Source organism: Clostridium vincentii (genome assembly GCF_002995745.1).
Lineage (GTDB): Bacteria > Bacillota > Clostridia > Clostridiales > Clostridiaceae > Clostridium > Clostridium vincentii.
Genome location: NZ_PVXQ01000039.1, coordinates 1 through 24,519, shown reverse-complemented (window position 1 = coordinate 24,519; position 24,519 = coordinate 1). Strand labels below are relative to the sequence as shown.

Here is a 24,519-nt window from a genome sequence, read left to right as displayed (position 1 = left end):
TTATTCAACCCTTTCAAATTTTATATTGGTAATCTTAAATAAAGATGATATTTCTATTTCATCCTCTGGTATTGGTGTTACTTTAAATTTCAAGCCTATAAACTCATTCTGGTTTTTAGTCGTTAATATATTAATAATTATTTTATCAAAGATAGTTTTTTCATCCTCTTGAAGTTTAGATATATCATAATAACTTTTTTGTGCAATATGAAGTACAAAGGAATAATAGTCTCCATTTTTTAAAATATCTCCTTTAAACTTTTCTACTAAATACTGATTAAACTCTCTTAAGGAGAATTCTCCCTTATCTAGAAGACACTTCATTAATAGCTCCATAAATATTATGAAGTTATGGGATATTCTTTCATCCTCGATATCATCAAGGGAGGTATATTCTATTTCCTCATCAAGGATAACTTCCTCTATTTCTTCTTCATTATTTGGTCTATAGGTTAAGAGTTCATCTTGACTTTTTAAATTAAAAGTCTTGTTAAACTTTATTTTTAATAAGGGATTCATAAGGTACTTAAGTAATTCAACATTATCTAAAAGCAGAGTTTTTTCATAGACAGTTTTAAAGTCAAAAGACATTTTAAGTTTATTTAAAGTAACCTTTTTAATAATTTCATCTGATTTTATCTTAAGGTCAGTAGAAGAATTTAAAAGCTCACTATGCTTTGAAATAGCCCGTTTAATCTCAGTTTCTAGATTATAAATAAATTCTCTATTTTTTAAAAAGTCCTCTTCATTATCAAGGTTAGCATTTTCCTCTATCCTTTCAAGGGCTAGTTCTATAAGTCTCTTATTTTTATCAAAAAGGCCTTGTTCCTCATCAAACCATTTCATACTAGTGTTAAAAAGTTCTTCTGAGGCCCTTATTCCTTCAAAAACGTTATAGCTTAAAATGTTCAAAATCTCATTTTTTCTATACATAAGTTTACTAACTTCATTATTAATTCTTTTTACAACTTCAATACCGCCCTTAAAATTCTTTGACTCAATCATTTTAGACAGCAGTATCTGTTGAATACTTATTTTACTCTCATCTTTTATTTCCTTTGTATCAAGGTAAAATTCAATGGCTTCTGATGTTATGTAATAACGGATGGTATTATCCTGTATTTTAGATTCAATTAGCTTTATTCTAGAGGACATCTTCTTCTTTTCCTTAGGGTCAAAGTAATTATAAGCAAAAGGCTTTCCATCATTTATAATTTTGTCAAAAATATAATTTATAAGTTGCATGTTTTCTTTTTCATCTAAGTACAAATCATAATCTCGTTTTAAAATCTCTGTGGTAAACAAAGAGAACTGTTCAAAGGAAACTCCCATGTCGTTAAAATTATTTTCTTCTATAAATAACCTTAACGTTGCTATCACTATGTATCCCATATCAATGAATTGATATTTGCCTTCCTTAAATAAATCTAAAGATATCTCCCTAATCTTAAAAAAAGGATAATACCTTTTTAGATTTTGCATTCTTTCATTATGTTCACTTATTATCTCATCAATATAATTGAATTCTTTATTCAAAATTTATCAGCTCCTGATCTATATCTATTAAGGCAATTGCTTCCTGGGGTATATACTTCTTGCTGTTTAATATCTCAATAAGCTTATTTGAGTAACAAGTTTCAAATTCCGAATTAACTACTTCTATAGCACAACTTAATACTTTAGGTTCTGTGAAGCAGTATTTCCCAAGATTGCTACTTTTCATATTTAGTATATCCTCACCTTGTACATATTGGGCCTCAAACCCTTCATCCAATAAAAAGTTCCTAAGTCTTGGTAAGACATTAATATCAAAACTATCTAAAAGTATTGAATATAAAGGTCTACAAATCTTTATATTATACCTGAAAAACTTCTCTTTAAATAGTTTATATATTAGAAACCCTTCACTATCTATATCCCCAAAGTATTTAATGTTATCATTCAAATTTATATGATAGTCATTTGCTAATTCAAAGGAACTTATAATCTTTTTTCCTTCACCATAAATAATCATATCAAAGCCTTCGCATAGCTTTTTAATTTTTAATGTGGTATAAGTATCCTTGTTTTCAATAATTAGAATTTCTCTACTCTCTTTTTGAAAAAAGCTTTCTTTTATATAGTAGAAAAATGGCTCCTGTGTTCTATAACAGTTAAAATCCTCATATTTTATTTTTAGATTCAGCATAATTTCTAATCCTAAATTCTTCTTAGTTTTAGGATTTTCAAAAAATTTTTCATCGTTAAAGAGCTTAAAAGATAATTCATTTGATGTAAGATAAGGTTTTGATGGCAGAATATAATAGTCATTAAGCTTTAGTAAATACTTCTTATGATTTTTATATTCTTCCTGATTCTTAAAATAATAATCAAGATTTTTCAGATTTAGCTTACTTATCTCAAGGATTATTTTATTATCTTTTTCCTTATTATTAACATTATCAATTACATTAAATTTAGAGTGAATTCTATGACCTTTTGCTACTTTCCCACGAGACTTCAATTTACCATCTCTACATAACTTAACAATAATATCTTCAAATAAATTATAGTGAATTGCCCTAATAAAATTTACCCGGTTATCATTATCATGGGAAAAGGCAAGTAACGTTTCTATATCAATAGTTTTATTTTTATAACCTTTAAGATTTTTTACAATATTCTTATATATCTCTTCAAACATGAGTTTCCCCCTTTCTTTTCATCATATATATCTTATATCTCTATTATAGTCGTTTATTTACAATTTAAACACAGCCTGCTTCAAGGTTTAATCATATAATTTCTAAATTGTGTTGTTACTTAAAGAAAAAAGCATTTCATTAGATTTTACTCTAATAAAATGCTTTTATAATTGTTATATCATTTTACTTATTAATGGAACTAAAGTGTTTGATTACAACATTTTGAAAAATGGATTTACCGCCAATAGAAAAAAGGGTTATTCCTTTATCATTTAAATCAGGAAATACTTCACTTGAGTAAGTAATCTTACCATCATCAACAAATACTTCTATACTTGTTTTATCAACGAGAATCTTTACATGAACCATCTTCTTACTTGTATCAAATGGCGCGCTGCTTTCAACATATTTTCGACTTTTGTCGGGTTGTTCTGTAAAATCTCTATTAACATAAGAGTATTGGCCTTCAATGGAAATTCCTACGTCAATATGACGTTTTTTATCTGCTGATTCTCGAAGCATAAATCCTACATTCTTAGCATCAGACCAACTTATATCCGCATCAAGTTGGTACGCTTCACCCTGAACTTCCAGTGTCTTTGATCCACTCACTTGAATTTCATCAAAATTGTCAGTTGACGTTGTCAAGCTATCCAAGCTTTCGACTGGCTGTGAGATCAGACTATATGTAGTGTCCACTTGTTTCTTCAAACTTATCTGGCGCACAATCGAATCTGTTCCATTGAAGCCATCCTGCATTGTTGGGGTATTGTTTTGATAATCCCAATTATTCATCCAGGCTAAAGCATAACGTTTCGTGAATTTATCACTGTTGTTGCCGTCCTCAAACGTCACGCTTGCATACCAGTCAAAGCCATAATCCAGCCATTGCGGTTCACTTTTATCAGTGGCAAATTCTTTTCCATTATAATTTCCGATCCAATACGCATAAGTATTGGGTTCACCTTCAGATTTACCATTGGCGCTGGCACCTAGAACCCACTTGTACGTCCCATCATTTGCCCTCATCATAAAGAGATCTGGACATTCTACAATACCTATATTTTCTGTAGAGAAGCCAGATGTATAGTTCCAATCTTTCAAATTATCAGATTCATAGAAGCCAATCTTCGTCCCTTCCGCCAAGAGCATTACCCATTTCTCTGTCTGCGGATCCCAGATGATTTTCGGATCTCTAAAATCTTTTGAGCCCAAATTTGACAAAATGGGTTTGTCGCCATAAGATTTAAACGTTCCGCCTTTGTCCGTACTGTACCAAAGAAATTGTTCCTGCTGACCGCCATTTGCAGAGGGCTGTGTTACGATGGCCACAATAGCGTCTGTTCCAAAACCTGCCGTATTTTTGGTGTCAACAACGACGGATCCCGACCATATATCCCCATTTTCATTTGTATATTTAGGAATAGCTACCCTCTCATCTTTCCAGTTTACCAAATCCTCTGATGTCGCCTGCCGCCATTCCGTACCATTACCATTTGGATAATCACTATTATAGAGATAATAGTAGTGATACTTTCCATCAATAAATATAGGTTTTTGTGGATCATTTTTCCATTCATCAGGCGTTGTGAAGTGATATGTTGCCCGATAAGTTGAATCTTGATTATTGGAAAGTAAGAATATAATTAATAATACCCCCAAACAGATTGTTAATATAGCTAATAGTTTATATACTTTCTTATTAATTTTTCTTTTTTCCAAATAAGCACCTCCACTTTTCTCGTTCATTTTCTGCCTGCTGCGATAATTATACATGTTTGTTATAGATTTATCTGCAAAAAAATGCCGATATTCAATCGGCATTTTTAGTTATTTACTATTACTTATTATTCGTAAGTTGTCCTTGCTCAAGGATGCTATCTGGTACAATGGATGTTTTTGATCCTTTAATGTTCATTAAATAGCTTGGAGCAAAGGTTGATTTTTGGTCTTCAAAGGCCCCTCTGTTCGTCATATAACTTGTAATAACCACATTATTACTATCTGCTTGAGGTATAGCAAAGTGAGAGTAAGTAAACGTTGGATCCATAGGGTCTTGATCCATGTTTATTACAAGGCCTGTTTTATTTAATGGTTTGTATTCTCCAGTTAATGAATCGGCAACAAATCCTAACATGTATACATCTTCATCGCCTAATCCATCAATAGTCATTTTTGCTCCTCTAGAGTCTGTAAACAAATACCATTTATCATTCATTTTAAATATGTTGGGACGTTCGATTTCATCTGTTATTGTATTAGCTGTAATCAATGGTTTCATTACTTTTTTCAAAGAATAATCATCGTTTAATTCAATGATACCTAGTGCACCATTTGCTAAAGATGCAAGTTCTTTTTTAGGACTTTCTAACAATTTATTTTTTTCTGTTTGGAATAAATTTTCACTTTTTCCATAGTAAGCCTTGTTGTATAGAGATTCATCGCCTTGATAACCAACTTCTGTTCCTGTATTGGCTTCAAAGACAAGATATTTACGACCGTTATCTTCAACATAGTGAGGATCTCTTAATGTATGATTATCATTTTGTGTTGCGATACCTTGTTGAACATTTTGATAAATTGTACCGTCTCCACCATCAAAGATAGATTTATAATCTTCTACTCCATCAATCTTAAGTGTATTAGCATCAGGCTCAGATATATTGATTTGAGCCGTTGTTAAGGTTTGTTTACCATAATGTCCGGTATCCAGTGTCCAAGCTTCTCTATTTGTATAAAACAATCGAACTTGTCCATCAGATGTTAAGGTTGCAGAACCTGACCACTCTTCAGATTGGTTTTTTAGCAAAGCATCATTTGGAACGTCTTTATCAGTAGGCTTAAATACTCTACCTGTACTTTTCCAACTATCAACGGAGGTGTCACCTATTTTTTGATAAAACATGTGAACAAATGTATCTCCTCCTTTTTCAGGATCTCCTGCTAAAGCAAAATTAATATTGTATCCATTATAATTTGCAACTGTTCCATCAGCGTTTTGAAGTGGCCAGCTATCCCAAACATCTAAATCAACAGGGTTACCCGCAGTATCTGTACCTTTTGCTGAATCGATGTTTTTTATTGTTGACATATCAAATTGAGGAACTTTAAATTCTGGATTCTTTTGTTGTTCTGGTATTTTCAGCATATCAGAACGAGTCATATGAGAAATGTCATAAGTTTCATTGTAATCAGCACTAACGTTTTTCGCAAAAGTCACCGTTTCACTTCCTACAAGTAATGCTCCAGTAAGAGAAGCACTCAAAACAAATTTTCCAATTTTCGAATTAATCATTAATTAACCACCTTAATATTTATTTTTTTCTATTCTGCCATAAAAGTGTAACTTTGCAACATTATCTAATTATACAACCCCTAAAGTTTTCCGTTACCGGTCCCACATAAAGTTCATTTCAATGCTGAAAGTATAATTTTACATATGAATCACTTTTTCACTTTAATAAGGCTTTAAATTTCATAACATTTTGTGACACAATACGACACGACATGTCTAAAGCCAAATTACCATAGATAACGAATTCTCGTCAAATATTCCAAATCAGATTAGTTCCTTTACATCGACAATCAACTAACAAATCCGGCTAATTCATCATAATTACACGATTTCCCTAAATGGCAAGATAGTTGTCGTAGGGATAAAAGGATGATATTCTCGAAAAAATTATTTAGGATAGAAGAATTAAATTTAATATTTATAACGTAAAACGGTATATAATTTTATTAATATAATAAATTAAAAGGAAGAGGCACCAAAATTTTGAGTGCCTCTTCCTTATTTAAAGTTATTATGTTTATTAGTGTTCACTTTAATTTTTATCCCGAGTATGATACTCAAAATGTTGAGTTTTCTTATAATAACTTATTAATGCAATAAATATAATCGCTAAAATCTTTTAAATGACTTTCAATAATAACTTGTACAATCCTCAAATTTAACGCTTTATAATCATGAACTGCAATATTTCTAAACCCTACCATAGATTTCATCTTTTTGTTCAACTCATCATCTATTATATTATTAGAGTTAAGTACTTCAAAAGAATCTCTGCTATTCTGCGGTATACCTAAATTTTTTTCTGATATAATATGCATTGCTAAATCTATAGCAGCTTCGCATGATCTTTGTATATTTAAAATTATAGAATCCTGCTTTGTATAGTCATTTAAATTATCTAGATTATTATCATAGACTGCTTTAATTCTGTTTATACATCTTTCAATAGTTTCAATTTTATTGAAAATAACATCATTTCCCATATACAGTACCTCTCTCTTTAATTTTATTTAAAATAACTTCACGTTCTTCATTTAACATTGCATAGGCCTTAAACGCTCGCATTTCAAAATACATGCGCTTAGTGTCATCATTACAATATATTATTTTACCAGTACCAATTACTTGAGCAATAAACACAGTAGATGATTTAGTTAAATTTATTAGATCTACTTCTCTATTAAAGATATCAGCCAATTCTTGTGCTTTCATAAAACATTCATAAGGATCCACATCCTTATCAGTTAAAAACGCAATATCAATATCACTATCATCTCTAAGTTTATTTTTAGCACCTGAACCAAATAAATATATTACTATAGGGTTGAATTTTTCTTTTAAAATTTCAATAGCTTGATTTAATTGAATCTCCAAAATTCCCCTCCTAAACAAATTTAATACTTTCTACAGGTAATTCCCACACTACTGTATTTGCTTTCGTTAATCATACCTTTATTTTATCAGAAGTTAATATAGTCTACAAATAATCATTTATTAATTTAATATTTCTTGTAATTTATTAAAATACATTAGTAATCCAAATTCTAATTTATTAACCCTTATATAATTCAAACCTATATTTCTGATTTGTAATATTATCTTCTCTATTTATATCTATTTCTTCTGAAAACATTTGTATTGGTCTAACATACATTTTATATGGTGGATATAAAGCTTGATACGACACTAATTCTTCTCTAGTTTCTGTATGTATCACAATATTATGCACATAGTATAAGTTACCTTTAAAATGTCTATAAGGTCTCATTTCTTCTATTTTATTCATTGTATCACCCCTTCTTTATTTTACTCAAAATAAAATAAATCTTCAAATTTTTTATCCAATGCAACACATAGAACAAGTGCAAGTTTTGCTGTTGGGCAAAACTGACCTGTTTCTATGGAACTAATAGTCTGTCGCGATACTCCAACCATCTCCGCAAGGGCACCCTGAGATAATTCTTTTTCTGCTCTTGCCACTTTTAAACGATTTTTTAAAACTAATTCTACTCTCATTCCATCACCCTTTTATAATAAACAATATAAAAGCTGCTATTGCCACAAAGCCACTTACAATACCAGTTATAAGTAAAGTCTTATTACCTTTTAACCTTTTATATTGATAGAAATTTGTTGCTGATTGTGAAGCGAATACAATGGTAACAAATTCATTATAGCTTTGACCTCTTATCCCATTTATAGTCGCAAATATAAAACACAAAACTAATGCGATAATATTGCCAAAGCCAAATGAAGTTAACCATACACTCTGCTCTCTTTCATCTAATCCTACATTTTTACTTTTTATTAAAATTTCATCTTTATTCATTTTTAAAACTCTCCTCTTTGTCTCTTTGTTTCTTTGTTTCCAATATAACACAGTTTCAGATTAAGTGTCAAGTACGCTTATCATTATAATAATATAACTTTACATTATTATAAGTATACTTGATTAAATATTGACAACACTAAAAATGTATACTATCATAAAGTATACCAATTAGGTGTACTTTAAGGGGTCGAATATATGAATATTAATCAAGAATCAGATTATGCATTTAGAATAGTACTTATGTTATGTAAAGAAGGTTTAGGCAATAGATTAGATGCCAAGTATTTATCAGAAAAAGGAAGTATCCCTCTTAGATTCTTATTAAAGTTAACTAGAAAACTTACCCAATCAGGTATAGTTAAATCCTTCAGAGGGGTTAATGGTGGCTATGCTATAACAAAGGAACCTAAGGATATAACCTTAAAGAATGTAGTTGAAGCTATCCAAGGTCCAATTATAATAACTAGATGTATTTATGATGAGAAAGCATGTAGCGCTAATAAAACAGGAAACTGTTCTATTCATAGAGCCTTGAGTGGTATTCAAAATACATTAGTAGACGAGTTAGAAAAAGTAAACTTTGAAGAACTAAAAAATGACCCTTGGTGATTTTTAGTTATGATAAGGAATATTAAGGGCGAAAGCCTTTTATATTTGTTTAAAAGTATACCAAAAAAGTATACTTTTAAATAAGCTTTTAATATATAAAATTTAAATGTAAGGAGACGATTAATATGTCAATGTGTAAATCAGCAGATTGTAAATTATGTGACTTTTTAGCAACAAAAGAAGATGTGGAAACGTCTTTTAATAGAGTTGAAAGTCAAAAATCAAAATGTAAATTCGGGAAACAAGGAGTATGTTGTAAACTCTGTTCAAATGGGCCTTGTAAAATAACTCCTAAATCCCCAAGAGGAGTTTGTGGTGCAGATGCCGACACTATAGTTTCAAGAAACTTTTTAAGAGCTATAGCCGCAGGTTCCGCATGTTATCTTCATGTAGTAGAAACTACAGCAAGAAACTTAAAGAGTATTGGTGAAGGATACGGCAATGTTAAAATAAAGAGCCCAGAAACATTAGATAAACTTGCAAAACTTTTTGATATTGTAGAAACAGATGTAAATCAAAAATCAATCAAGGTTGCAGATGCAGTTTTAAAAGATCTGTACAAGCCTAGATTTGAAAAAATGGAATTAGTAAAAAAGCTAGCTTATCCTCCAAGATATAAAAAGTGGGAAGAGTTAAACATATTACCAGGAGGTGCTAAATCAGAAGTTTTTGATGCTATAGTAAAAACATCAACGAATTTAAATAGTGATCCTATAGATATGTTATTTAATGCCTTAAGTCTTGGGGTTACTACAGGAATATATGGCTTAATGCTCACTAATCTTTTAAATGATGTTATTCTTGGTGCTCCCAAAATCAGACAAGCAAAAGTAGGTTTTAGGGTTATAGATGAGGATTATATAAACATAATGATAACAGGGCATCAACATTCAGATATTGCCCATCTTCAAGATAAATTAATAGATGAGGATGTTAAGAAAAAAGCAATAGAACTTGGAGCCAAAGGCTTTAGATTAGTCGGATGTACATGCGTAGGACAAGATTTGCAATTAAGAGGCGAACATTACAAAGAAGTGTTCTCAGGTCATGCTGGAAATAACTATACAAGTGAAGCAGTTATTGCAACAGGTGGTATAGATTTAATTGTATCAGAATTTAATTGTACAATACCAGGTCTTGAGATAGTCGCTGAACAGTTTAAGGTGAAAACTATTTGTATAGATGATGTTGCTAAGAAAAAAGATGCTGAATATATAAAGTTTGATATGGCTAATGCAGAATCCGTAAGTGATAAAATTATAGATGCAGCATTAGAAAGTTATGCAAACAGAAGAAATGTTATTACAATAGATATTCCTAAAGATCATGGTCATGATGATGTAGTAACAGGAGTTAGCGAAGGTTCATTAAAAGAATTTTTAGGTGGTGATTGGAAACCCCTTGTAGATCTAATCGCGCAAGGTAAAATTAAAGGAATTGCAGGCGTTGTTGGATGCTCTAGTTTAACAGGAAAAGGTCATGACATGTTTACTGTAGAACTTACTAAAGAACTTATAAAGAGAAATATCTTAGTACTTTCAGCAGGTTGTTCGTCAGGAGGACTTGAAAATGTAGGTCTTATGTCACCTGGTGCAGCTGACCTTGCAGGGGATAGCTTAAAGGAAGTATGTAAATCGCTTGGCATTCCACCAGTATTAAACTTTGGTCCATGCCTTGCAATTGGAAGATTAGAAATGGTAGCAACTGAACTTGCAGAATATTTAGGTATAGATATACCTGATCTTCCACTTGTATTATCAGCACCACAATGGCTTGAAGAACAAGCATTAGCTGATGCCGCATTTGGATTATCACTAGGATTACCAGTACACGTTGCTATTTCACCATTCATAGATGGAAGTGAATTTGTAACTAAAGTTTTACAAGAAGATCTAGTAAATATAACAGGTGGTAAACTTATAGTTGAAGATGATGTAGTTAAAGCAGCTGATATATTAGAAAAAATTATTGAAGATAGAAGAATTGGATTGCACATTTAGCTCAGACTTAAGTTCCTAAATTCTCTATTCTTTAATTCTTGAAAACTAAGCGAAGCTTATCCCTTATATAGGGACAAGTTTCGCTTTTTTATGTTTAATTTTAATTAGTAATGCTTTTAACAATATATAAGAATTGTTAATTGCTGAAACCATTTTTGTTTCTATGCACTGAACCCATCATCCAAATCAGTTTCATTCTTGATTTGATATTTTTCTTGGCTCACATGCATTATTCTCATTACATTTCTTGCAATAGGCTGTACAATAAGCAGTTCCAAAAATATAACTATACAAAAGTTACGTGGCCAGGAAATTGAGAACTCTTTAATGACTTCCAGACTGAACCCACTTGCTAAAATCCCTCCTATAATTGTCATAATAATGGACATACCAATAACGGTAAAAAATGTCCTAAACAGAATATGAGCATTAACACTATCTGTTGGTGAACTAAAAACACTAACTAGTTTATCTGCTACCTTCCCTACAATAAGCCCTTCAAGTATCATTGCAATTATAAAAACTACTGGAATTGCTTTTACTATTGTAACTAGAGCTGCTCTTGACATTCCACCCATATTAATACTAATATTCATAGTTGCCATGAAACTGCAAGTCAATGCACATATAATACCCCCATAAATAATTCCTTCTTTTTGATTTCTAGGCATAGATTGTTCCATAATTTCCTCCTTCATTTTATTTAAACAAAAAAAAATGCGCTGCACCGACGACAATTGATCTGACCGTCGGTACAACTCATTTACTTTGATAGTATATCATAATATTTTTATTCATGTAATACCCTAATTTTATAAATATATTATTCCAAAACAAATAAATACAATTGAATTAACATATAAAAAGGTTGGCATGATTATAGATATTGCGGATAATATAATTAAAATACCTGCAAAAGTAATCATGATAATTAATATAAGTTTATCACTTCTTTTCTTTTCCTTCCCCATATGTTCCTACTTGCTAAAACAAGGAAGTATACAGGAATAAAGCAAATTATCATTATTCCAATACTTTTAGCAAAAAGCAGTGAAAAAATTTCATCTGTCTTAAACCCTAAATAAGTATTCATATTATTGGCTATTTGAAATCCTATTAAAAAGGTTATAATATCAACCCACAATTTATTTTTTTTATTATTTTCCATATCATCCCCCCAATTATATTAAATACAAATACTCAACTAAGGATTTGTATACTTCCTTGCCTTCATCAAAAATAGAGAATAATTAACTTTTTGACCTTCTACAATTTTTTCATCATAAAAAAAGGTATTTGATTCTATATGTTTAAATCCAGCCATACTTAAAATATTCTTTAATTCCTCCTGATTAAAACCATTATGTCCATCAAAGTCCGAATAATCTTTATGAAAACTACCGTCTTCTTCATCCAAATCCACAATGCATAAATAACCGTCTTCATTAAGTAATTCATAAAAGTTCTTTATTGTTGATGAAGTATTCTGAATATGATGTAATACCATAGAATTATAAATAACATCAAACTTTACATCTAATGAATTTCCATCAGATATATCTAAATGATTTATAACCATGTTATTTACTTTATATTTATTAATTTTAGAGTTGAGTATATCTATCATCCCTTTTGATGAATCAATAAGTGTAATTTCTTTGAATTTATTATAAAGATTGAAACTTACAAGACCAGTTCCACAGCCAAACTCCATAGCAGAATAATCCTTATTAATATCAATTGAATTGCTTATTTTATCTGCTATTATTTTTGCTCTATTAATTCTTTTGTCAGTATCCCAAGTTTTAGCATAGTCATCAAAACTCATTATTAAATCTCCTCCCTAAATTCACCTATTCTGATTTTGTTCACTAAGTAAATCAACATATTCTCTCCTTCATTTATTCTAAACTCTCTGCTTCAATAACATACTTACTAAAAGTCACAGTTGTCTACTAAATTAGAAAGAACAACTATAATTATTAATACAGCACCTGCATATTTCCATGATTTATTATGCTTCTTAATCCCATATATAACGAAACTTATACTAAGTGCTACCATAATTATTAATGGTATAAACTTCATATTAACGCACCCCTTTTACTTTATTTCACTTTTTAATTTTCAACATATGCATTAATAGCAAAACTTTTATAATTTATTTTTTTGAAATCAAAAGGTTTAAATCCACCTTTTATTAAAATCTCTTTAATTTCTTTTCCAGATTAATCATCCTCTTAATTACAACGCTTCTTTTTTATTTTTTTTAATATCACCTTAGGTATTAATTTTATTATTGAAGGCGGTATTAATCCTAAGTCCTGATCATCTATCCCTTTTGTTAGAGCTAATATATAAACATAAATGAATCCACCTAAAATGATTGTTAAAAAAGTTGAAAGTGCATTTGATAAATATGTATTACCAAATAACTCAAAAAGTTTAAGCAGCAAATATTGAGAAGGATAAATCATAATACCCATAATCAATGCTGAAATAAGTGGCTTGAGTGAAATTCTAAACAGTGATAATTTTATTTTTAATGTCCTACGTAAAAGCATATGATTAAGTATTAATGGAATTATAAAGTATGTTATATTTCCCAATAATGCACCATAAATATTAATATTATGAATTGAGACTACATTATAATTTATAAATACTTTGAATATTATACCCACTAAAATATACATTGTGGCTTTATACAATTTCCCAATACCTTGTAGTATTGTTGTTTGAATTAAAACTATTGACCATAAAACTACAATAATTGAACCAAACACCATGAACTTATAACCTTCTGCCATTTTTGGAAAAAGCATGTCATATATCGGTTTACCTAAAATAGCCAATCTAATGGCAGAAGGTATAGCAATAATTAAACAGATCCTAAAAGAGTATATAATTTTCCTTTGTATCTCCTTTCCTTCCCCCAATATATTTGAAGCTGATATCGACGGTAATAGTGCCATTGAAAGTGCTGAAATAATTGTAATAGGTACACTTATCAATGTATTAAATTGACTTATTACCCCAAATAAAGTACTTGCAATACTTTCACTAAACCCTCCAACTAACAATCTATCTTTTACGTTAGCCATATCTATAAGGCTACCTGCATTCTGCATACCAAGACATATTGTTATAGGAATTGCATATTTAAGAATCTTTTTCATAAGGATTTTTGCACTAAAGCTTCTATTAGTAAATTGCAATTCTTCTTCATTGCTAATAGTAATTTTATTTTTTTTATAAATACACATCATATATATAATTGATACAAAGGCTCCAAAAGAAGTACCGACTGTTGCCCCTGCACAACCATACTCAATTCCATATTTCATTAACAAACCTGCAAATAGCATACTACTTGCTACATTTATTAATTGCTCTATTATTTGAGATACAGCTGTAGGTATCATATTGCCACTTCCTTGAAAATACCCACGATAAACAGAAAGTATAGATGTAAAGAAAATTGCAGGAGATAGAGTTTTAATTGCTATAGCTGCCTTAGGAAACTTTACCAATATAGATAATGGTACTGCAAAAAAATACATCATTATAGACATGATAAGTCCCGCTAGAGCCATAAATAGAAGTATTAATTTAAAACTTCTTTCGGTATCCTTATACCGTCTTTTTGCAATTAGTTCAGATAATACTTTTGCCGTAGCAACGGATATACCCGAATTAGTAACAACATATATAAATGTAAAAATTACATAGACAGCCGAGTATACTCCATAACCCTCCTTTTCTAAAACAAGAGTTATTAGTATTACGTATAGTAAAGATATTATTTTAACTATCATTGAACCTACCGTTAATATTGCAAATCCATTTGATACTGATTGTTTTTTCATATTATACTCCTCATTAAATCCATTTCTACTACCGTCTCGAATTCTCACAAATATATCCTTATTGTATTATATTTGGGAAATACATCTTCTTTAATTCTTGAAACTTAAGAAAAGCTTATCCACTCTATTTGGACAAGCTTCTCTTTTCATATTATTAGGTTTAATTATTAAATCTCCTATAAGTGTTCCAAGTAATTAAATGACTCAATCTAAAATTTATAAGTCCTTACTTTATTTTTCCTTTCTCGATTTAAGTCCACCGACAACTATCAAAATAATTGCCACTACAAGTAGCGGTATTGCAAGCCAATTGGGCATTGGCGTAAAGAATCTATCCATTATCGAATGCGTCGCAACTATGAGAAGTCCTATTACCAACAGGGGAGAAATTGTCTTTTTCATTTTTGTTCACCTCTTCACAAAATATAAATTTTCCTTACTTTGTATTTCCCAACACGTCAATTCATTTTATTAAAGCGTAAATACAAGAATCAAAAATTACACCATTTTTATATACACTCTTTTTCAAAACTCCCTCTAATTCAAACCCTGCCTTTTCAAGCACTTTTCTAGATCCAAGATTTCTTGCATAAGGTTCTGAGAAAATCCTTACAACATCATATTTTTGAAATACCAAGTCACATATTTGCTTTATTGCTTCACTAACAATTCCTTTATTCCAAAAAGGTTCACCCAACCAATATCCTATTTCCCCACTTTTGCAATATACATCATCTTTAATAAAAATCCCTATACTTCCAACAGCTTCCCCATTAACAACAATAGCTCTTGTACATTGGCAAGTCTCATCATTGCTTGCACAACTATTTACATACCACTTTGCATCTTCAATAGTGTATGGATGTGGAAATATATTTCTCAAATTATTTGCTATATTAATATTATTTGCATATTTAGCAACATTTTCAGCATCACTATTTCTCCATTCCCTTAATTCGAACTCCATGTATTTTTTCTCCCTCTAATTATATAGTCTTTAATTTATTTTACAGTTGTGTTAACTCAAATCACAAACCATTAAATATTCTTCTTCAAGTTTTGCCACTATTTCAAAACCAACATTCTTATACATATTAACAGCGTAATTTTCTTGTTGTACAGCCAAAGAGGTCTTCTTATACCCACGAGCCTTTAAGTTCTGTAACATCTGTTTCATTAGAGCAGTTCCAATACCTTGATTTCTATATTCCTTGTATAAGGAAATTGCAAATTCAGGGGTCTGATCATCTATATTTCCAAACCCTTTTACTTCTCCAGCCAAAATCCTTGTCCATACTGCACCAACTATTTTGCCATCACTCTCTGCAACAAGGCATAAATCATCAGATTGTCCCCAATTATTAATAAAAACACTTAATTCTGGTTGCTGAATAACTTCTCGCGGCAAGAGATTTGTTTCATCTGGCTGAAAAATAGCTTCGTATAGCATATCTTTAAGAATACTTATTTCATCTGGGTCCATTTCTCTAATCAAATAATTGCTCATTTTTCTTCCCAAACTATCATAGCCGAATGTTGTTGAGTTGTTGCAATAAACCAGCCAGTAGAAGTTGTACTATACTGTATATCATGAATTTCTGTGTTATTGTTTTTTATAAAATCATTTACTTCTTCTGCTAAATCAAACATACTTCCATTTGTAAATATCCTTATTTGTTTCAAAGTTATTCCCCCTTTTTATTTTTCAACATATGCATTAATAGCAAAACTTCTATAATTTATTCTTTTGAAATCAAAAGGCTTAAATCCACATTTTATTAAAAGCTCTTTAATTTCTTTTTTAGAGTATATTTTATAATCTCCATTATTGCTAATCTTGCAGAATAAATTCATTGCTTGTCTTAAAATTAATGGTGCAGTAGGATCTCCAATAACTACTTTACCGTTTTCTTTTAATAATCTTTTCATTTCCAATAATACCTTTTCTGGATTGGGATAATGGTGAAATGATGCATTACATATAATCACTTCAAAACTATTCTCTTGCCAAGGCATGAATTCTGCATCGCCAACTTTTAATTCTGCTCTACCATTAAGTTTATTTTCAGCTGTTTCAATCATTTTTTCTGAAAGATCTAATCCATATAATTTTATATTTTTATTTCCACATAACTTTAATAATATGTTTCCTGTACCACATCCAACATCTAATAAAGATTTTGGATTAATATCATTTACTCTTCTAATTATCTCATCGTACATTACTTTTACAAATTTACCATCAAATCCTTCATCGTAATGTTCAGCTTGTTTATCAAAATTAGTTTTTGAATTTTCTTTGAAAATATTTTTGCTGTTTGTCATCTACTTCTCCTTATCTTAATCTAGTGCTAATATCTTTCCAGATTGTCTTTTCATATTGCACTCCTAATTAAATCCATTTCTACTACCGTCTCGAATTCTCACAAACATATCCTTATTGTAGCATATTTTAAAAATACTTCTTCTTTAATCCTTGAAACTTAAGAGAATCTTATTTCTTAGCTTCTCTACTCTTAACCGCTTATATCTAGCCCCTATTAATCTTTTCTCTTCTTATCATTAAAGAAGATCTATAGTTATCAGTAACAAAAAAAAGCATCCCATTAGATTTTACTGTAATGATATGCTTGTACTTGATACTTTAGCTGACTGTATATTGTAGCAACTCTAAAAACCTCTCATAAGAACTACAATTTAGTATAGATTGTTTCAAGTCATCCCTATTAATTATTTTGAGAAATACATCATAAATTTTATCCATTTCAAAATAATCATCTTTATTAATGGCAAGCATGAAAACTAAATTCACAGTAGTATCCTTGTTCCATAAAATAGGATCATCTAAAATAGCAACACATATTTTAGTTGAAATTGCACTTAAATCCATTGGATGAGGAATAGCTAAAAAATCATCTATATTAGTTGAAGAAAGAGTTTCCCTATAAAAAACAGATTCTTTAAAGGATGGTAATATTATATTATTTTCATTTAAAGTGTCACACATTAAGGTTAATAACTCTTCCTTTTTGCTTATTTTAGGATTCTTTAAAAATAGATTAACATCAAAATACTCACTTAATACTTTGTTAGATATAATAACTTCATCAGTTAAAGCTTTAGAAATTCCTTCAATATCTTTATTTAGTAAAGCGAAATCAACTGATATCACAGGACATTGTTTACTTTCAAGGGGAATAGTTGATATTATTAAGTCAATATCACTTAAATCTTTTATAAGATATTTATTATATGATAGACACTCCACTATATCTAACTTGTTCCTAAATACTTTATTAAGTCTTGTCTCTAATAATCTACTTGTCCCATAACCAGAACCACATACTATTACGACTTTTTTGCAAGTAATATTTTCATCAAAATATCTTTCTATTGCTGCACCGATATGTAGAGAAACATAACCTATTTCATCTTCAGTAAAAGTATAAATAGATTATTTAAAAACATTTTCTACAGCTGTTAAAGTTATTTCAAAAGCAAGGGGATAATTACTTTTTATAGTGTTTATAAGTGGATTTATCTTATTTAAGTTATAATATTTTGAATTTAAAATTGATTTAAAATGCAGTAGCAAATTATTAAGTAGAATATTATCATTTCTTAGATCAAAATTATAATGAGTATATATATATCCTAGTAAGTCTTCAGTATAATTCACTATTTTTTCATCAGTATTATCTTTAACTGTTAATTTAGGAGTACTTTTTGATTTAAAGTGATTATATATATATATCTTTTCATTTAAGAGAATATTAACATTGAAGTAAGTTTGAACTTCTTCAAAAATAAGTTTTATAGCACTTCTAATAGTAGCATCTTCAGTTAATATTTCTAATTCATCTTCTAATGTATAGCCCTTCTTAAGTCTACTAATAACAATAGCTAGATGGATTATAAAATTTTTCAAACTAAAATCAGAGAATTCTATATTGTATTCATGAACATTTCTTAAGACTATTTCTTGAAGCTTTTTTAAATCAATGTCTTTAAATACTTCTATTTCTTCATCAGTTATCCCTAAAATATAATTCTCAAAATCTCTATTTATTATATTCTCAGAAATACACTTTCTTATATTTAGTTCATTCCCCTGAATTTTAATTCCATAATAAGGTTTTGATATAAGGTTAAGATTGTATTTAGATAGAATAGATTTTATCTTTTTTATGTCATTTAATATAGTTGTCTTACTAACAAATAATTTATCTGCTAAATCTTCAAGTTTCAGATAGTCATTATTATATAAAAGGTATCGTAAAATATATTTATTCCGTTCAATTGGGGAATTTGGTATTTCATTATCCTCCATAATTTCCTGAGTATTCTCTGCTAAATATTGCTGATAGCTATTTAAATCTAAAATATCAATGTAATACCCTTCATTTCTTTTTATTTTTATTGTAGCTCCATGGCTTTTAAGAATGGAATTTAGTGACGTGATATCTCCTCTTATTGTTCTCTCACTTACACTTGTCATCTTACTTAAAGTTTTACAAGAAATTCTAGATTCATCTTTGTTCAAAAGTTCAAATAAAATAAGAAGTCTTTTTTGAATAAACAATTAATTTCCTCCCCTTGTTGTGAAAAATTTAATATGTATAACATATATTCTTTACAAAATATTTTGTAAATGAAAATAATGTTGAAAATTGACTACATTATATAATATACTAAGTCAAATATTAGATAGTGTAAAGCTATACTTTAGCGTAACAACTTCCACTTTAAAGTGGAAATATTATATGTTTAGGTTTTAATGTAAATGATTTATATTAAGAGTGTAATCAATTTCAACGAGAGGAGATATGAATTTGTAATGTTAAATGAAAAAAATGTATTTCTAAATGTAGAAATAGAGACGAAAGTGGACTTATTCAAATTTCTAGCAAAAAAAGCTGTAGAAAACGGAGTTGCTACAGATGAAGGAGGACTACTTAAGGATCTTCTAGCAAGAGAATCAGAGGACTCCACTGGGATAGAGGATGGATTTGCAATTCCACATGCTAAAAGCGCTAATGTTATTAAGCCTTCAATATTTTACATTAAGACAAAAAAGGAATTAGAATGGGAAACTTTTGATGGAAGCAATGTAAGGTATATATTTAGTCTTATGGTACCAGAAGAAAATGAGAATAATATACATTTAATGATGTTGTCCAAACTTGCTACTTGTTTAATGGAAGATGATTTTAAACAAGAAATAATATCTTCAGATGACAAAAGCAGTTTAATAAAATATATATCAGCAAAAATGAAGGAGGAATAAAAATGAAAATTGTAGCAATTACCGCATGCCCAGCAGGACTCGCTCATACACCCATGGCAGCAAAAGCTTTAAGCCAAGCTGGAAAAAGATTAGGTTATGAAATCAAAGTTGAACAACAAGGAATTATGGAGAGAATAAATGGAATAACTCCAGAGGAAGTACAAGAAGCAGATTTTGTATTAGTTGCCTCAGATCAACATATTGATGGCATGGAAAGATTTGAAGGCAAAAAGGTCATAACAGTTAAGATAGGAGTTGCACTTAAACAACCTGATACAGTTTTAACAAAATGCGTCGAAGCTCTTGAAAAACAAAAATAGTCTCATTCCTGCAAGAATGAGACCACACAATATACTTACTAAAAAATAAGTATATCTATGAAATATTTCATTATTATTATAGCATTTATAAGATATAATAAACAGTTTATAAATCAAAAATTAAATCTAGGAGGTTCTATCATGAAAAAAAGTAATTCATTTCTTAAAGAATTAAAGGGTCATTTAATGACTGGTATTTCATATATGTTGCCACTAATTATAGGAGCATCACTAGTAGTTGCAGTACCTAAACTTATAGGATTAACTGTTGGCATAACTGATTTCGGACAATATAAAGATGCAACTGGTATATATCATATATTGTATTTAGTAGAGCAATCCGGCTGGGTAGGAGTTGGTATGCTTAATACTATATTAGGAGGGTTTATAGCTTACTCCATTGGTGATAAACCAGCTTTAGCAGCAGGTTTTATTGGAGGACAAATTGCAACCAATACAAAGGCAGGTTTCCTAGGTGCAGTTATAGCAGGTTTTGTAGCAGGTTATGTTGCTAAATTTATAAAAGAAAAAGTGCAAATTCCTGGGGCTGCGGCTTCTATGGTTCCTCTTATTATTTTACCGCTTATTACTGTTGGAACAATTGCACTTTTAATGGGCGTAATATTATCAGGTCCTTTATCAATGATTAATATATCCCTTATTGAATGGATTAAATCAATGTGCGCAAATGGAACAAATGTTATTCTATTAGCTGTGATTTTAGGCGCAATGATTGGATTTGACTTAGGTGGACCTGTAAATAAATCAGCATGGATGGCTGGAAATGTATTACTTACAGAAGGGGTTTACTTACCAGCAATTTTAATTAACTGTGCAATAGTTATACCACCATTAGGATATGGTATTGCTACATTAATTAGAAAATCAAGATTTTCAGAATCTTTTAGAGAAGCAGGCAAAGGTAATTTAATTATGGGCTTTATAGGTATTACAGAAGGAGCAATTCCATATACACTCTTTAATCCATTGAAATTAATTCCTGTTAATATGATAGGTTGTGCGTTAGGCGCTGGTCTTACAGCATTATTAGGAGCTCACGCTATAATGCCTCCAATTGGTGGATTATATGGATTTATTTCAGTAGGTTCCGGTTGGGCATATTTGATTGGTGCCATTGTAGGATCATTCACAATAGCAATTTTATCCACCATCTTCGTTGATTTCAATGATGACGAAGAAGGAGCAAAGAGTAAAGAAGATGATGAGGAAATAATTTTAGAAATGTCATAAGAAAACTAAAGGCTATCTCAAATTTAACTCTAAAACAAGCAAATTAATTAGAGCTTTGAGATAGCCTTATTTAGAAGGAAGAAATTATGAAGAATATAGTTCATGTTGTACCACACAGCCATTGGGATAGAGAATGGTATTTTACAACTTCAAGATCAAAGATATACTTAATGAAGGATTTTAAAGATGTTTTAGATACATTAGAAAGTAATGATGAATTTAAATACTTTATGATTGATGCTCAAGCATCACTTCTTGATGATTATTTAAAATGGATGCCAAATGATGAAGAAAGAATAAAGTCATTAGTTCAAAAAGGTAAATTAATAATTGGGCCTTGGTATACTCAAACAGATCAACTTGTTATATCTGGTGAGTCAATTGTAAGAAACTTATATTATGGAATTGAAAGATGTAAAGAGTTTGGTAATTATATGAAGGTTGGATATGTTCCAGATTCTTTTGGACAATCAGCTCAAATGCCACAGATTTATAGCGGCTTCGGAATAAAGGATTCTTTATTTTGGAGAGGGGTTTCAGATGATATGGTTGATTCAACAGAGTTTAACTGGAAGGGTTCTGATGGGACTGTAGCTTTTGCAGTGCAAATTCCTTTTGGATATTATTATGGTGGTAATATTCCTGAAGATGAAAAAGAATTAAAAGTTTACTTAAAGGAACAAATAGGCAAACTTAAGGAAAAGGCAAGTACAAATAATATCTACTTCCCAAATGGTTTTGACCAAGCACCTATAAGAGTTAATCTTCCAGAGATATTAAAAAAGGCAAATGATATAGATGATGAAAATGAATATATTATGAGTACTATAGAAAATTATATTAGTAGTGTTAAGTCTGAGCGAAGTGATTTTAAAGAACTTGAAGGAGAATTTGTTAATGGGAAACATATGAGAATCCATAAATCTATTTTTTCATCAAGATCAGATTTAAAGATGATGAATAATCATTTGGAAAACTATATAGTAAATGTTGTTGAACCTATTTTAACCATGAGTTATTCTTTAGGCAATGACTACCCCCATACAACTATGAGAGATATATGGAAGTTAATGTTTGAAAATGCTGCTCATGATAGTATTGGATCATGTAATAGTGATACTACTAATGAAGATGTTTATATGAGATATAAGCAAGCTAGGGATTTATCAATAAATCTATTGGATCTTCATATGAGATTAGTATCAACAAAGATTAAAAATAATAATGAAGAAATTACATTAACATTATTTAACGCCTCACCTAAAAATAGAACTGAAGTAATTGAATTTGAAGCTTTTGTTCCTGAAGAAGATTTTATAATTAAGACTATAGACGGAAAAGAACTTAAATATGTAATAAAGTCAAAAGAAGATATAAGTGATTATGTTTTAGCTCAAACTATAAGATTAAATCCAAGCAAGAAAATCTATGTACCAAGCAAGGTATATAAAGCTAAGATAGTACTTAAAGCAGAAGATGTTCCTTCTGTAGGATATTGCCAAGTTGTATTTGAATTAAACAAAAAAAATAAGCTTTCAGTTAAAGAAAATAAAGAAACTGAAATAGAAAATAAATATTATAAGATCTCAGCAAATGAAAATGGTTCAATTAACGTTATGGATAAGATCTCTAATAGACTTTATTCCACTCAAGCTATACTTGAGGAAAATGGGGACGATGGAGATTCATACAACTACTCTCCCCCAAGAAAAGACTTAATAATATCTTCTTTAGATTTCAAATCAGAAGTTACTGCTTTAAAATCTGAAATACAAGAAGAGTTAATATTAAAATATTCTATGAAATTACCAGCATCTTTAGATGAACGATCTATTGGAAATGTTTCTGTAGACATGCGAGTAGAAATGAAAATCTCATTAGATGATGACAAGAATATAATACTATTTCATATAGATGTTGACAATAAAGCATTATCTCATAGAGTTAGAGTTTTATTCAATACTGAAATTGCATCAAAATTGTCTATTGCAGATCAACAATTCGGTGTAATAAGTAGACAAACTGTACTAAGGGAAGAAATAAAACTTTGGAAAGCAAATGAGGCCCTATGGCAAGAAAAGCCAATAACTATAGAACCAATGCAAAGTTTTGTTACATTAGAAGATGGAGAAAGAGGACTAGCACTATTCACTGAAGGGGTTCGTGAATATCAAATAGTTGGAGAAAAATTTGATACTATAGCATTAACTCTATTTAGAAGTTTTAGCCACATGGGGAAAGAAAATTTACTATACAGACCAGGTAGGTCCTCAGGCGAAAAAATAGTAGAAACCCCAAATTCACAACTACTAGGAAAGCTAAATTTCACTTTTGGAATTCATATTTACAATAATGAATTCGATAAAGCTAATATTGCTAATTTAGCAAAAAGATATTTAACTCCAATTCAAGTTTATGAATATGCTGACTTCTTAAATGGCAGAATGATATTTGCATTAAGAGATGAAGAAAAGGTATATGAAAATAAATATAGCTTACTTGAATTTGAAAATGAGAATTTTGCTTTAAGTTCATTAAAGAAGCAAGAAAAAGGTACTGGTTTAGCAATTAGAATATTTAACCCAATGAAAACAGAAGAAACAAAAGGTAAGATTATATTTAATAAAGAATATAAGAACGCCTATAATACAATGCTTGATGAAAGTTATTTAAAAGAAAATGAAATTCTAATAGTGAATAATTGTATAGTACCCAATACATTAACTCATTGTAAAGTACAAACTATAAGTAAGCGGTTAATAACTCGTCACGTTGACAGTCATTAACCGCTTATTTTCAATCCTTTTTATTTAAATAGCATTCAGCAGGAAGATTACTCCATGGAAATAGTGATTTAAATAAATCTGGATCA

At 29.8% G+C, this 24,519-nt stretch carries 27 protein-coding genes; 6 read left to right on the top strand and 21 right to left on the bottom strand.

The window, feature by feature from the left end; all coding sequences use genetic code 11:
- From CLVI_RS14215 to CLVI_RS14175, 9 genes are all read right to left on the bottom strand, one after another.
- Positions 1 to 1,536 (bottom strand): hypothetical protein, encoded by a 1,536-nt coding sequence (locus CLVI_RS14215; protein WP_106060794.1) that lies wholly within the window; start codon positions 1,534 to 1,536, stop codon positions 1 to 3.
- Positions 1,529 to 2,683 (bottom strand): Wadjet anti-phage system protein JetD domain-containing protein, encoded by a 1,155-nt coding sequence (locus CLVI_RS14210; RefSeq protein ID WP_106060793.1) that lies wholly within the window; start codon positions 2,681 to 2,683, stop codon positions 1,529 to 1,531. The genes CLVI_RS14215 and CLVI_RS14210 overlap by 8 nt, the downstream gene beginning before the upstream one ends.
- A gap of 184 nt (positions 2,684 to 2,867) precedes the next feature.
- Positions 2,868 to 4,406 (bottom strand): glycoside hydrolase family 32 protein, encoded by a 1,539-nt coding sequence (locus CLVI_RS14205; protein WP_242980717.1) that lies wholly within the window; start codon positions 4,404 to 4,406, stop codon positions 2,868 to 2,870.
- 118 nt (positions 4,407 to 4,524) lie between these two features.
- The gene (locus CLVI_RS14200) at positions 4,525 to 5,979 is read right to left on the bottom strand and encodes a glycoside hydrolase family 68 protein (RefSeq protein WP_106060791.1); all 1,455 of its coding nucleotides are present in this window, start codon (positions 5,977 to 5,979) and stop codon (positions 4,525 to 4,527) included.
- 575 nt (positions 5,980 to 6,554) lie between these two features.
- Entirely contained in the window at positions 6,555 to 6,962 is a 408-nt protein-coding gene (hepT, locus tag CLVI_RS14195) for a type VII toxin-antitoxin system HepT family RNase toxin (RefSeq protein WP_106060790.1), read from the bottom strand.
- Entirely contained in the window at positions 6,952 to 7,353 is a 402-nt protein-coding gene (gene mntA, locus CLVI_RS14190) for a type VII toxin-antitoxin system MntA family adenylyltransferase antitoxin (protein WP_106060789.1), read from the bottom strand. The genes hepT and mntA overlap by 11 nt, the downstream gene beginning before the upstream one ends.
- A gap of 178 nt (positions 7,354 to 7,531) precedes the next feature.
- On the bottom strand, positions 7,532 to 7,765 hold the full coding sequence (locus CLVI_RS14185; protein WP_106060788.1) for a DUF1653 domain-containing protein: 234 nt from the start codon (positions 7,763 to 7,765) through the stop codon (positions 7,532 to 7,534).
- 20 nt (positions 7,766 to 7,785) lie between these two features.
- Positions 7,786 to 7,995: a helix-turn-helix transcriptional regulator gene (locus CLVI_RS14180; RefSeq protein WP_106060787.1), complete on the bottom strand. Its 210-nt coding sequence runs from the start codon at positions 7,993 to 7,995 to the stop codon at positions 7,786 to 7,788.
- Between the two features lie 4 nt (positions 7,996 to 7,999).
- Complete coding sequence (locus CLVI_RS14175; RefSeq protein ID WP_106060786.1) at positions 8,000 to 8,308, bottom strand: DUF6442 family protein; 309 nt, start codon at positions 8,306 to 8,308, stop codon at positions 8,000 to 8,002.
- A 198-nt stretch (positions 8,309 to 8,506) separates the two neighbouring features.
- Between CLVI_RS14175 and CLVI_RS14170 the strand changes: the two genes are divergently transcribed.
- Positions 8,507 to 8,920, top strand: coding sequence for an RrF2 family transcriptional regulator (locus CLVI_RS14170; RefSeq protein WP_106060785.1), 414 nt, complete (start codon positions 8,507 to 8,509; stop codon positions 8,918 to 8,920).
- Between the two features lie 125 nt (positions 8,921 to 9,045).
- Positions 9,046 to 10,920: an anaerobic carbon-monoxide dehydrogenase catalytic subunit gene (gene cooS, locus CLVI_RS14165; protein WP_106060784.1), complete on the top strand. Its 1,875-nt coding sequence runs from the start codon at positions 9,046 to 9,048 to the stop codon at positions 10,918 to 10,920.
- Between the two features lie 161 nt (positions 10,921 to 11,081).
- Here the strand turns inward: cooS and CLVI_RS14160 are convergent, their stop codons facing one another.
- The 12 genes from CLVI_RS14160 to CLVI_RS17895 all read right to left on the bottom strand — a co-directional run bounded on the left by CLVI_RS14160 (position 11,082) and on the right by CLVI_RS17895 (position 19,371).
- On the bottom strand, positions 11,082 to 11,603 hold the full coding sequence (locus CLVI_RS14160) for a DUF2798 domain-containing protein (RefSeq protein WP_106060783.1): 522 nt from the start codon (positions 11,601 to 11,603) through the stop codon (positions 11,082 to 11,084).
- Between the two features lie 248 nt (positions 11,604 to 11,851).
- Positions 11,852 to 12,088, bottom strand: coding sequence for a hypothetical protein (locus CLVI_RS14155; RefSeq protein WP_106060782.1), 237 nt, complete (start codon positions 12,086 to 12,088; stop codon positions 11,852 to 11,854).
- A gap of 36 nt (positions 12,089 to 12,124) precedes the next feature.
- Positions 12,125 to 12,748 (bottom strand): class I SAM-dependent DNA methyltransferase, encoded by a 624-nt coding sequence (locus CLVI_RS14150; protein ID WP_106060781.1) that lies wholly within the window; start codon positions 12,746 to 12,748, stop codon positions 12,125 to 12,127.
- Positions 12,749 to 12,855: 107 nt separating this feature from the next.
- A complete protein-coding gene (locus CLVI_RS17530) occupies positions 12,856 to 13,008 on the bottom strand; it encodes a hypothetical protein (RefSeq protein WP_170065684.1) in 153 nt (50 codons plus the stop codon).
- Positions 13,009 to 13,160: 152 nt separating this feature from the next.
- Positions 13,161 to 14,789 (bottom strand): putative polysaccharide biosynthesis protein, encoded by a 1,629-nt coding sequence (locus tag CLVI_RS14140; protein ID WP_106060780.1) that lies wholly within the window; start codon positions 14,787 to 14,789, stop codon positions 13,161 to 13,163.
- Between the two features lie 231 nt (positions 14,790 to 15,020).
- Positions 15,021 to 15,191 (bottom strand): hypothetical protein, encoded by a 171-nt coding sequence (locus CLVI_RS17525; RefSeq protein ID WP_170065683.1) that lies wholly within the window; start codon positions 15,189 to 15,191, stop codon positions 15,021 to 15,023.
- A 61-nt stretch (positions 15,192 to 15,252) separates the two neighbouring features.
- A complete protein-coding gene (locus CLVI_RS14135; protein WP_106060779.1) occupies positions 15,253 to 15,756 on the bottom strand; it encodes a GNAT family N-acetyltransferase in 504 nt (167 codons plus the stop codon).
- Between the two features lie 51 nt (positions 15,757 to 15,807).
- A complete protein-coding gene (locus tag CLVI_RS14130; RefSeq protein ID WP_106060778.1) occupies positions 15,808 to 16,296 on the bottom strand; it encodes a GNAT family N-acetyltransferase in 489 nt (162 codons plus the stop codon).
- Entirely contained in the window at positions 16,293 to 16,472 is a 180-nt protein-coding gene (locus tag CLVI_RS14125; RefSeq protein WP_106060777.1) for a hypothetical protein, read from the bottom strand. Before CLVI_RS14125 ends, CLVI_RS14130 begins: the two co-directional genes overlap by 4 nt.
- 15 nt (positions 16,473 to 16,487) lie before the next feature.
- Entirely contained in the window at positions 16,488 to 17,114 is a 627-nt protein-coding gene (locus tag CLVI_RS14120) for a class I SAM-dependent methyltransferase (protein ID WP_106060776.1), read from the bottom strand.
- A gap of 319 nt (positions 17,115 to 17,433) precedes the next feature.
- Positions 17,434 to 18,138: a PTS sugar transporter subunit IIA gene (locus tag CLVI_RS17900; protein WP_242980719.1), complete on the bottom strand. Its 705-nt coding sequence runs from the start codon at positions 18,136 to 18,138 to the stop codon at positions 17,434 to 17,436.
- A 105-nt stretch (positions 18,139 to 18,243) separates the two neighbouring features.
- Positions 18,244 to 19,371 carry a BglG family transcription antiterminator gene (locus tag CLVI_RS17895; RefSeq protein WP_242980715.1) on the bottom strand — a complete coding sequence of 376 codons (1,128 nt, stop codon included), beginning with the start codon at positions 19,369 to 19,371 and terminating at the stop codon, positions 18,244 to 18,246.
- Between the two features lie 255 nt (positions 19,372 to 19,626).
- On the opposite strand from CLVI_RS17895, the gene CLVI_RS14110 reads away from it, so the two are divergent.
- From CLVI_RS14110 to mngB, 4 genes are all read left to right on the top strand, one after another.
- Positions 19,627 to 20,076 carry a PTS sugar transporter subunit IIA gene (locus CLVI_RS14110; RefSeq protein WP_106060775.1) on the top strand — a complete coding sequence of 150 codons (450 nt, stop codon included), beginning with the start codon at positions 19,627 to 19,629 and terminating at the stop codon, positions 20,074 to 20,076.
- A 2-nt stretch (positions 20,077 to 20,078) separates the two neighbouring features.
- Positions 20,079 to 20,396, top strand: a complete 318-nt coding sequence (locus tag CLVI_RS14105) for a PTS fructose transporter subunit IIB (RefSeq protein WP_106060774.1) — start codon at positions 20,079 to 20,081, stop codon at positions 20,394 to 20,396.
- A 141-nt stretch (positions 20,397 to 20,537) separates the two neighbouring features.
- Positions 20,538 to 21,647, top strand: coding sequence for a PTS fructose transporter subunit IIC (locus CLVI_RS14100; RefSeq protein WP_106060773.1), 1,110 nt, complete (start codon positions 20,538 to 20,540; stop codon positions 21,645 to 21,647).
- 86 nt (positions 21,648 to 21,733) lie between these two features.
- Positions 21,734 to 24,433, top strand: a complete 2,700-nt coding sequence (gene mngB, locus CLVI_RS14095; protein WP_106060772.1) for a mannosylglycerate hydrolase — start codon at positions 21,734 to 21,736, stop codon at positions 24,431 to 24,433.
- The last annotated feature ends 86 nt before the right edge of the window (positions 24,434 to 24,519 follow it).

Coding starts and splice junctions, on each gene's coding strand:
- CLVI_RS14210 (WP_106060793.1), bottom strand. CDS start 2,683: ATGTTTGAAGAGATATATAAGAATATTGTAAAAAATCTTAAAGGTTAT.
- CLVI_RS14200 (WP_106060791.1), bottom strand. CDS start 5,979: ATGATTAATTCGAAAATTGGAAAATTTGTTTTGAGTGCTTCTCTTACT.
- hepT (WP_106060790.1), bottom strand. CDS start 6,962: ATGGGAAATGATGTTATTTTCAATAAAATTGAAACTATTGAAAGATGT.
- CLVI_RS14185 (WP_106060788.1), bottom strand. CDS start 7,765: ATGAATAAAATAGAAGAAATGAGACCTTATAGACATTTTAAAGGTAAC.
- CLVI_RS14180 (WP_106060787.1), bottom strand. CDS start 7,995: ATGAGAGTAGAATTAGTTTTAAAAAATCGTTTAAAAGTGGCAAGAGCA.
- CLVI_RS14175 (WP_106060786.1), bottom strand. CDS start 8,308: ATGAATAAAGATGAAATTTTAATAAAAAGTAAAAATGTAGGATTAGAT.
- CLVI_RS14170 (WP_106060785.1), top strand. CDS start 8,507: ATGAATATTAATCAAGAATCAGATTATGCATTTAGAATAGTACTTATG.
- cooS (WP_106060784.1), top strand. CDS start 9,046: ATGTCAATGTGTAAATCAGCAGATTGTAAATTATGTGACTTTTTAGCA.
- CLVI_RS14160 (WP_106060783.1), bottom strand. CDS start 11,603: ATGGAACAATCTATGCCTAGAAATCAAAAAGAAGGAATTATTTATGGG.
- CLVI_RS14155 (WP_106060782.1), bottom strand. CDS start 12,088: ATGGAAAATAATAAAAAAAATAAATTGTGGGTTGATATTATAACCTTT.
- CLVI_RS14150 (WP_106060781.1), bottom strand. CDS start 12,748: ATGAGTTTTGATGACTATGCTAAAACTTGGGATACTGACAAAAGAATT.
- CLVI_RS17530 (WP_170065684.1), bottom strand. CDS start 13,008: ATGAAGTTTATACCATTAATAATTATGGTAGCACTTAGTATAAGTTTC.
- CLVI_RS14140 (WP_106060780.1), bottom strand. CDS start 14,789: ATGAAAAAACAATCAGTATCAAATGGATTTGCAATATTAACGGTAGGT.
- CLVI_RS17525 (WP_170065683.1), bottom strand. CDS start 15,191: ATGAAAAAGACAATTTCTCCCCTGTTGGTAATAGGACTTCTCATAGTT.
- CLVI_RS14135 (WP_106060779.1), bottom strand. CDS start 15,756: ATGGAGTTCGAATTAAGGGAATGGAGAAATAGTGATGCTGAAAATGTT.
- CLVI_RS14130 (WP_106060778.1), bottom strand. CDS start 16,296: ATGAGCAATTATTTGATTAGAGAAATGGACCCAGATGAAATAAGTATT.
- CLVI_RS14120 (WP_106060776.1), bottom strand. CDS start 17,114: ATGACAAACAGCAAAAATATTTTCAAAGAAAATTCAAAAACTAATTTT.
- CLVI_RS14110 (WP_106060775.1), top strand. CDS start 19,627: ATGTTAAATGAAAAAAATGTATTTCTAAATGTAGAAATAGAGACGAAA.
- CLVI_RS14105 (WP_106060774.1), top strand. CDS start 20,079: ATGAAAATTGTAGCAATTACCGCATGCCCAGCAGGACTCGCTCATACA.
- CLVI_RS14100 (WP_106060773.1), top strand. CDS start 20,538: ATGAAAAAAAGTAATTCATTTCTTAAAGAATTAAAGGGTCATTTAATG.
- mngB (WP_106060772.1), top strand. CDS start 21,734: ATGAAGAATATAGTTCATGTTGTACCACACAGCCATTGGGATAGAGAA.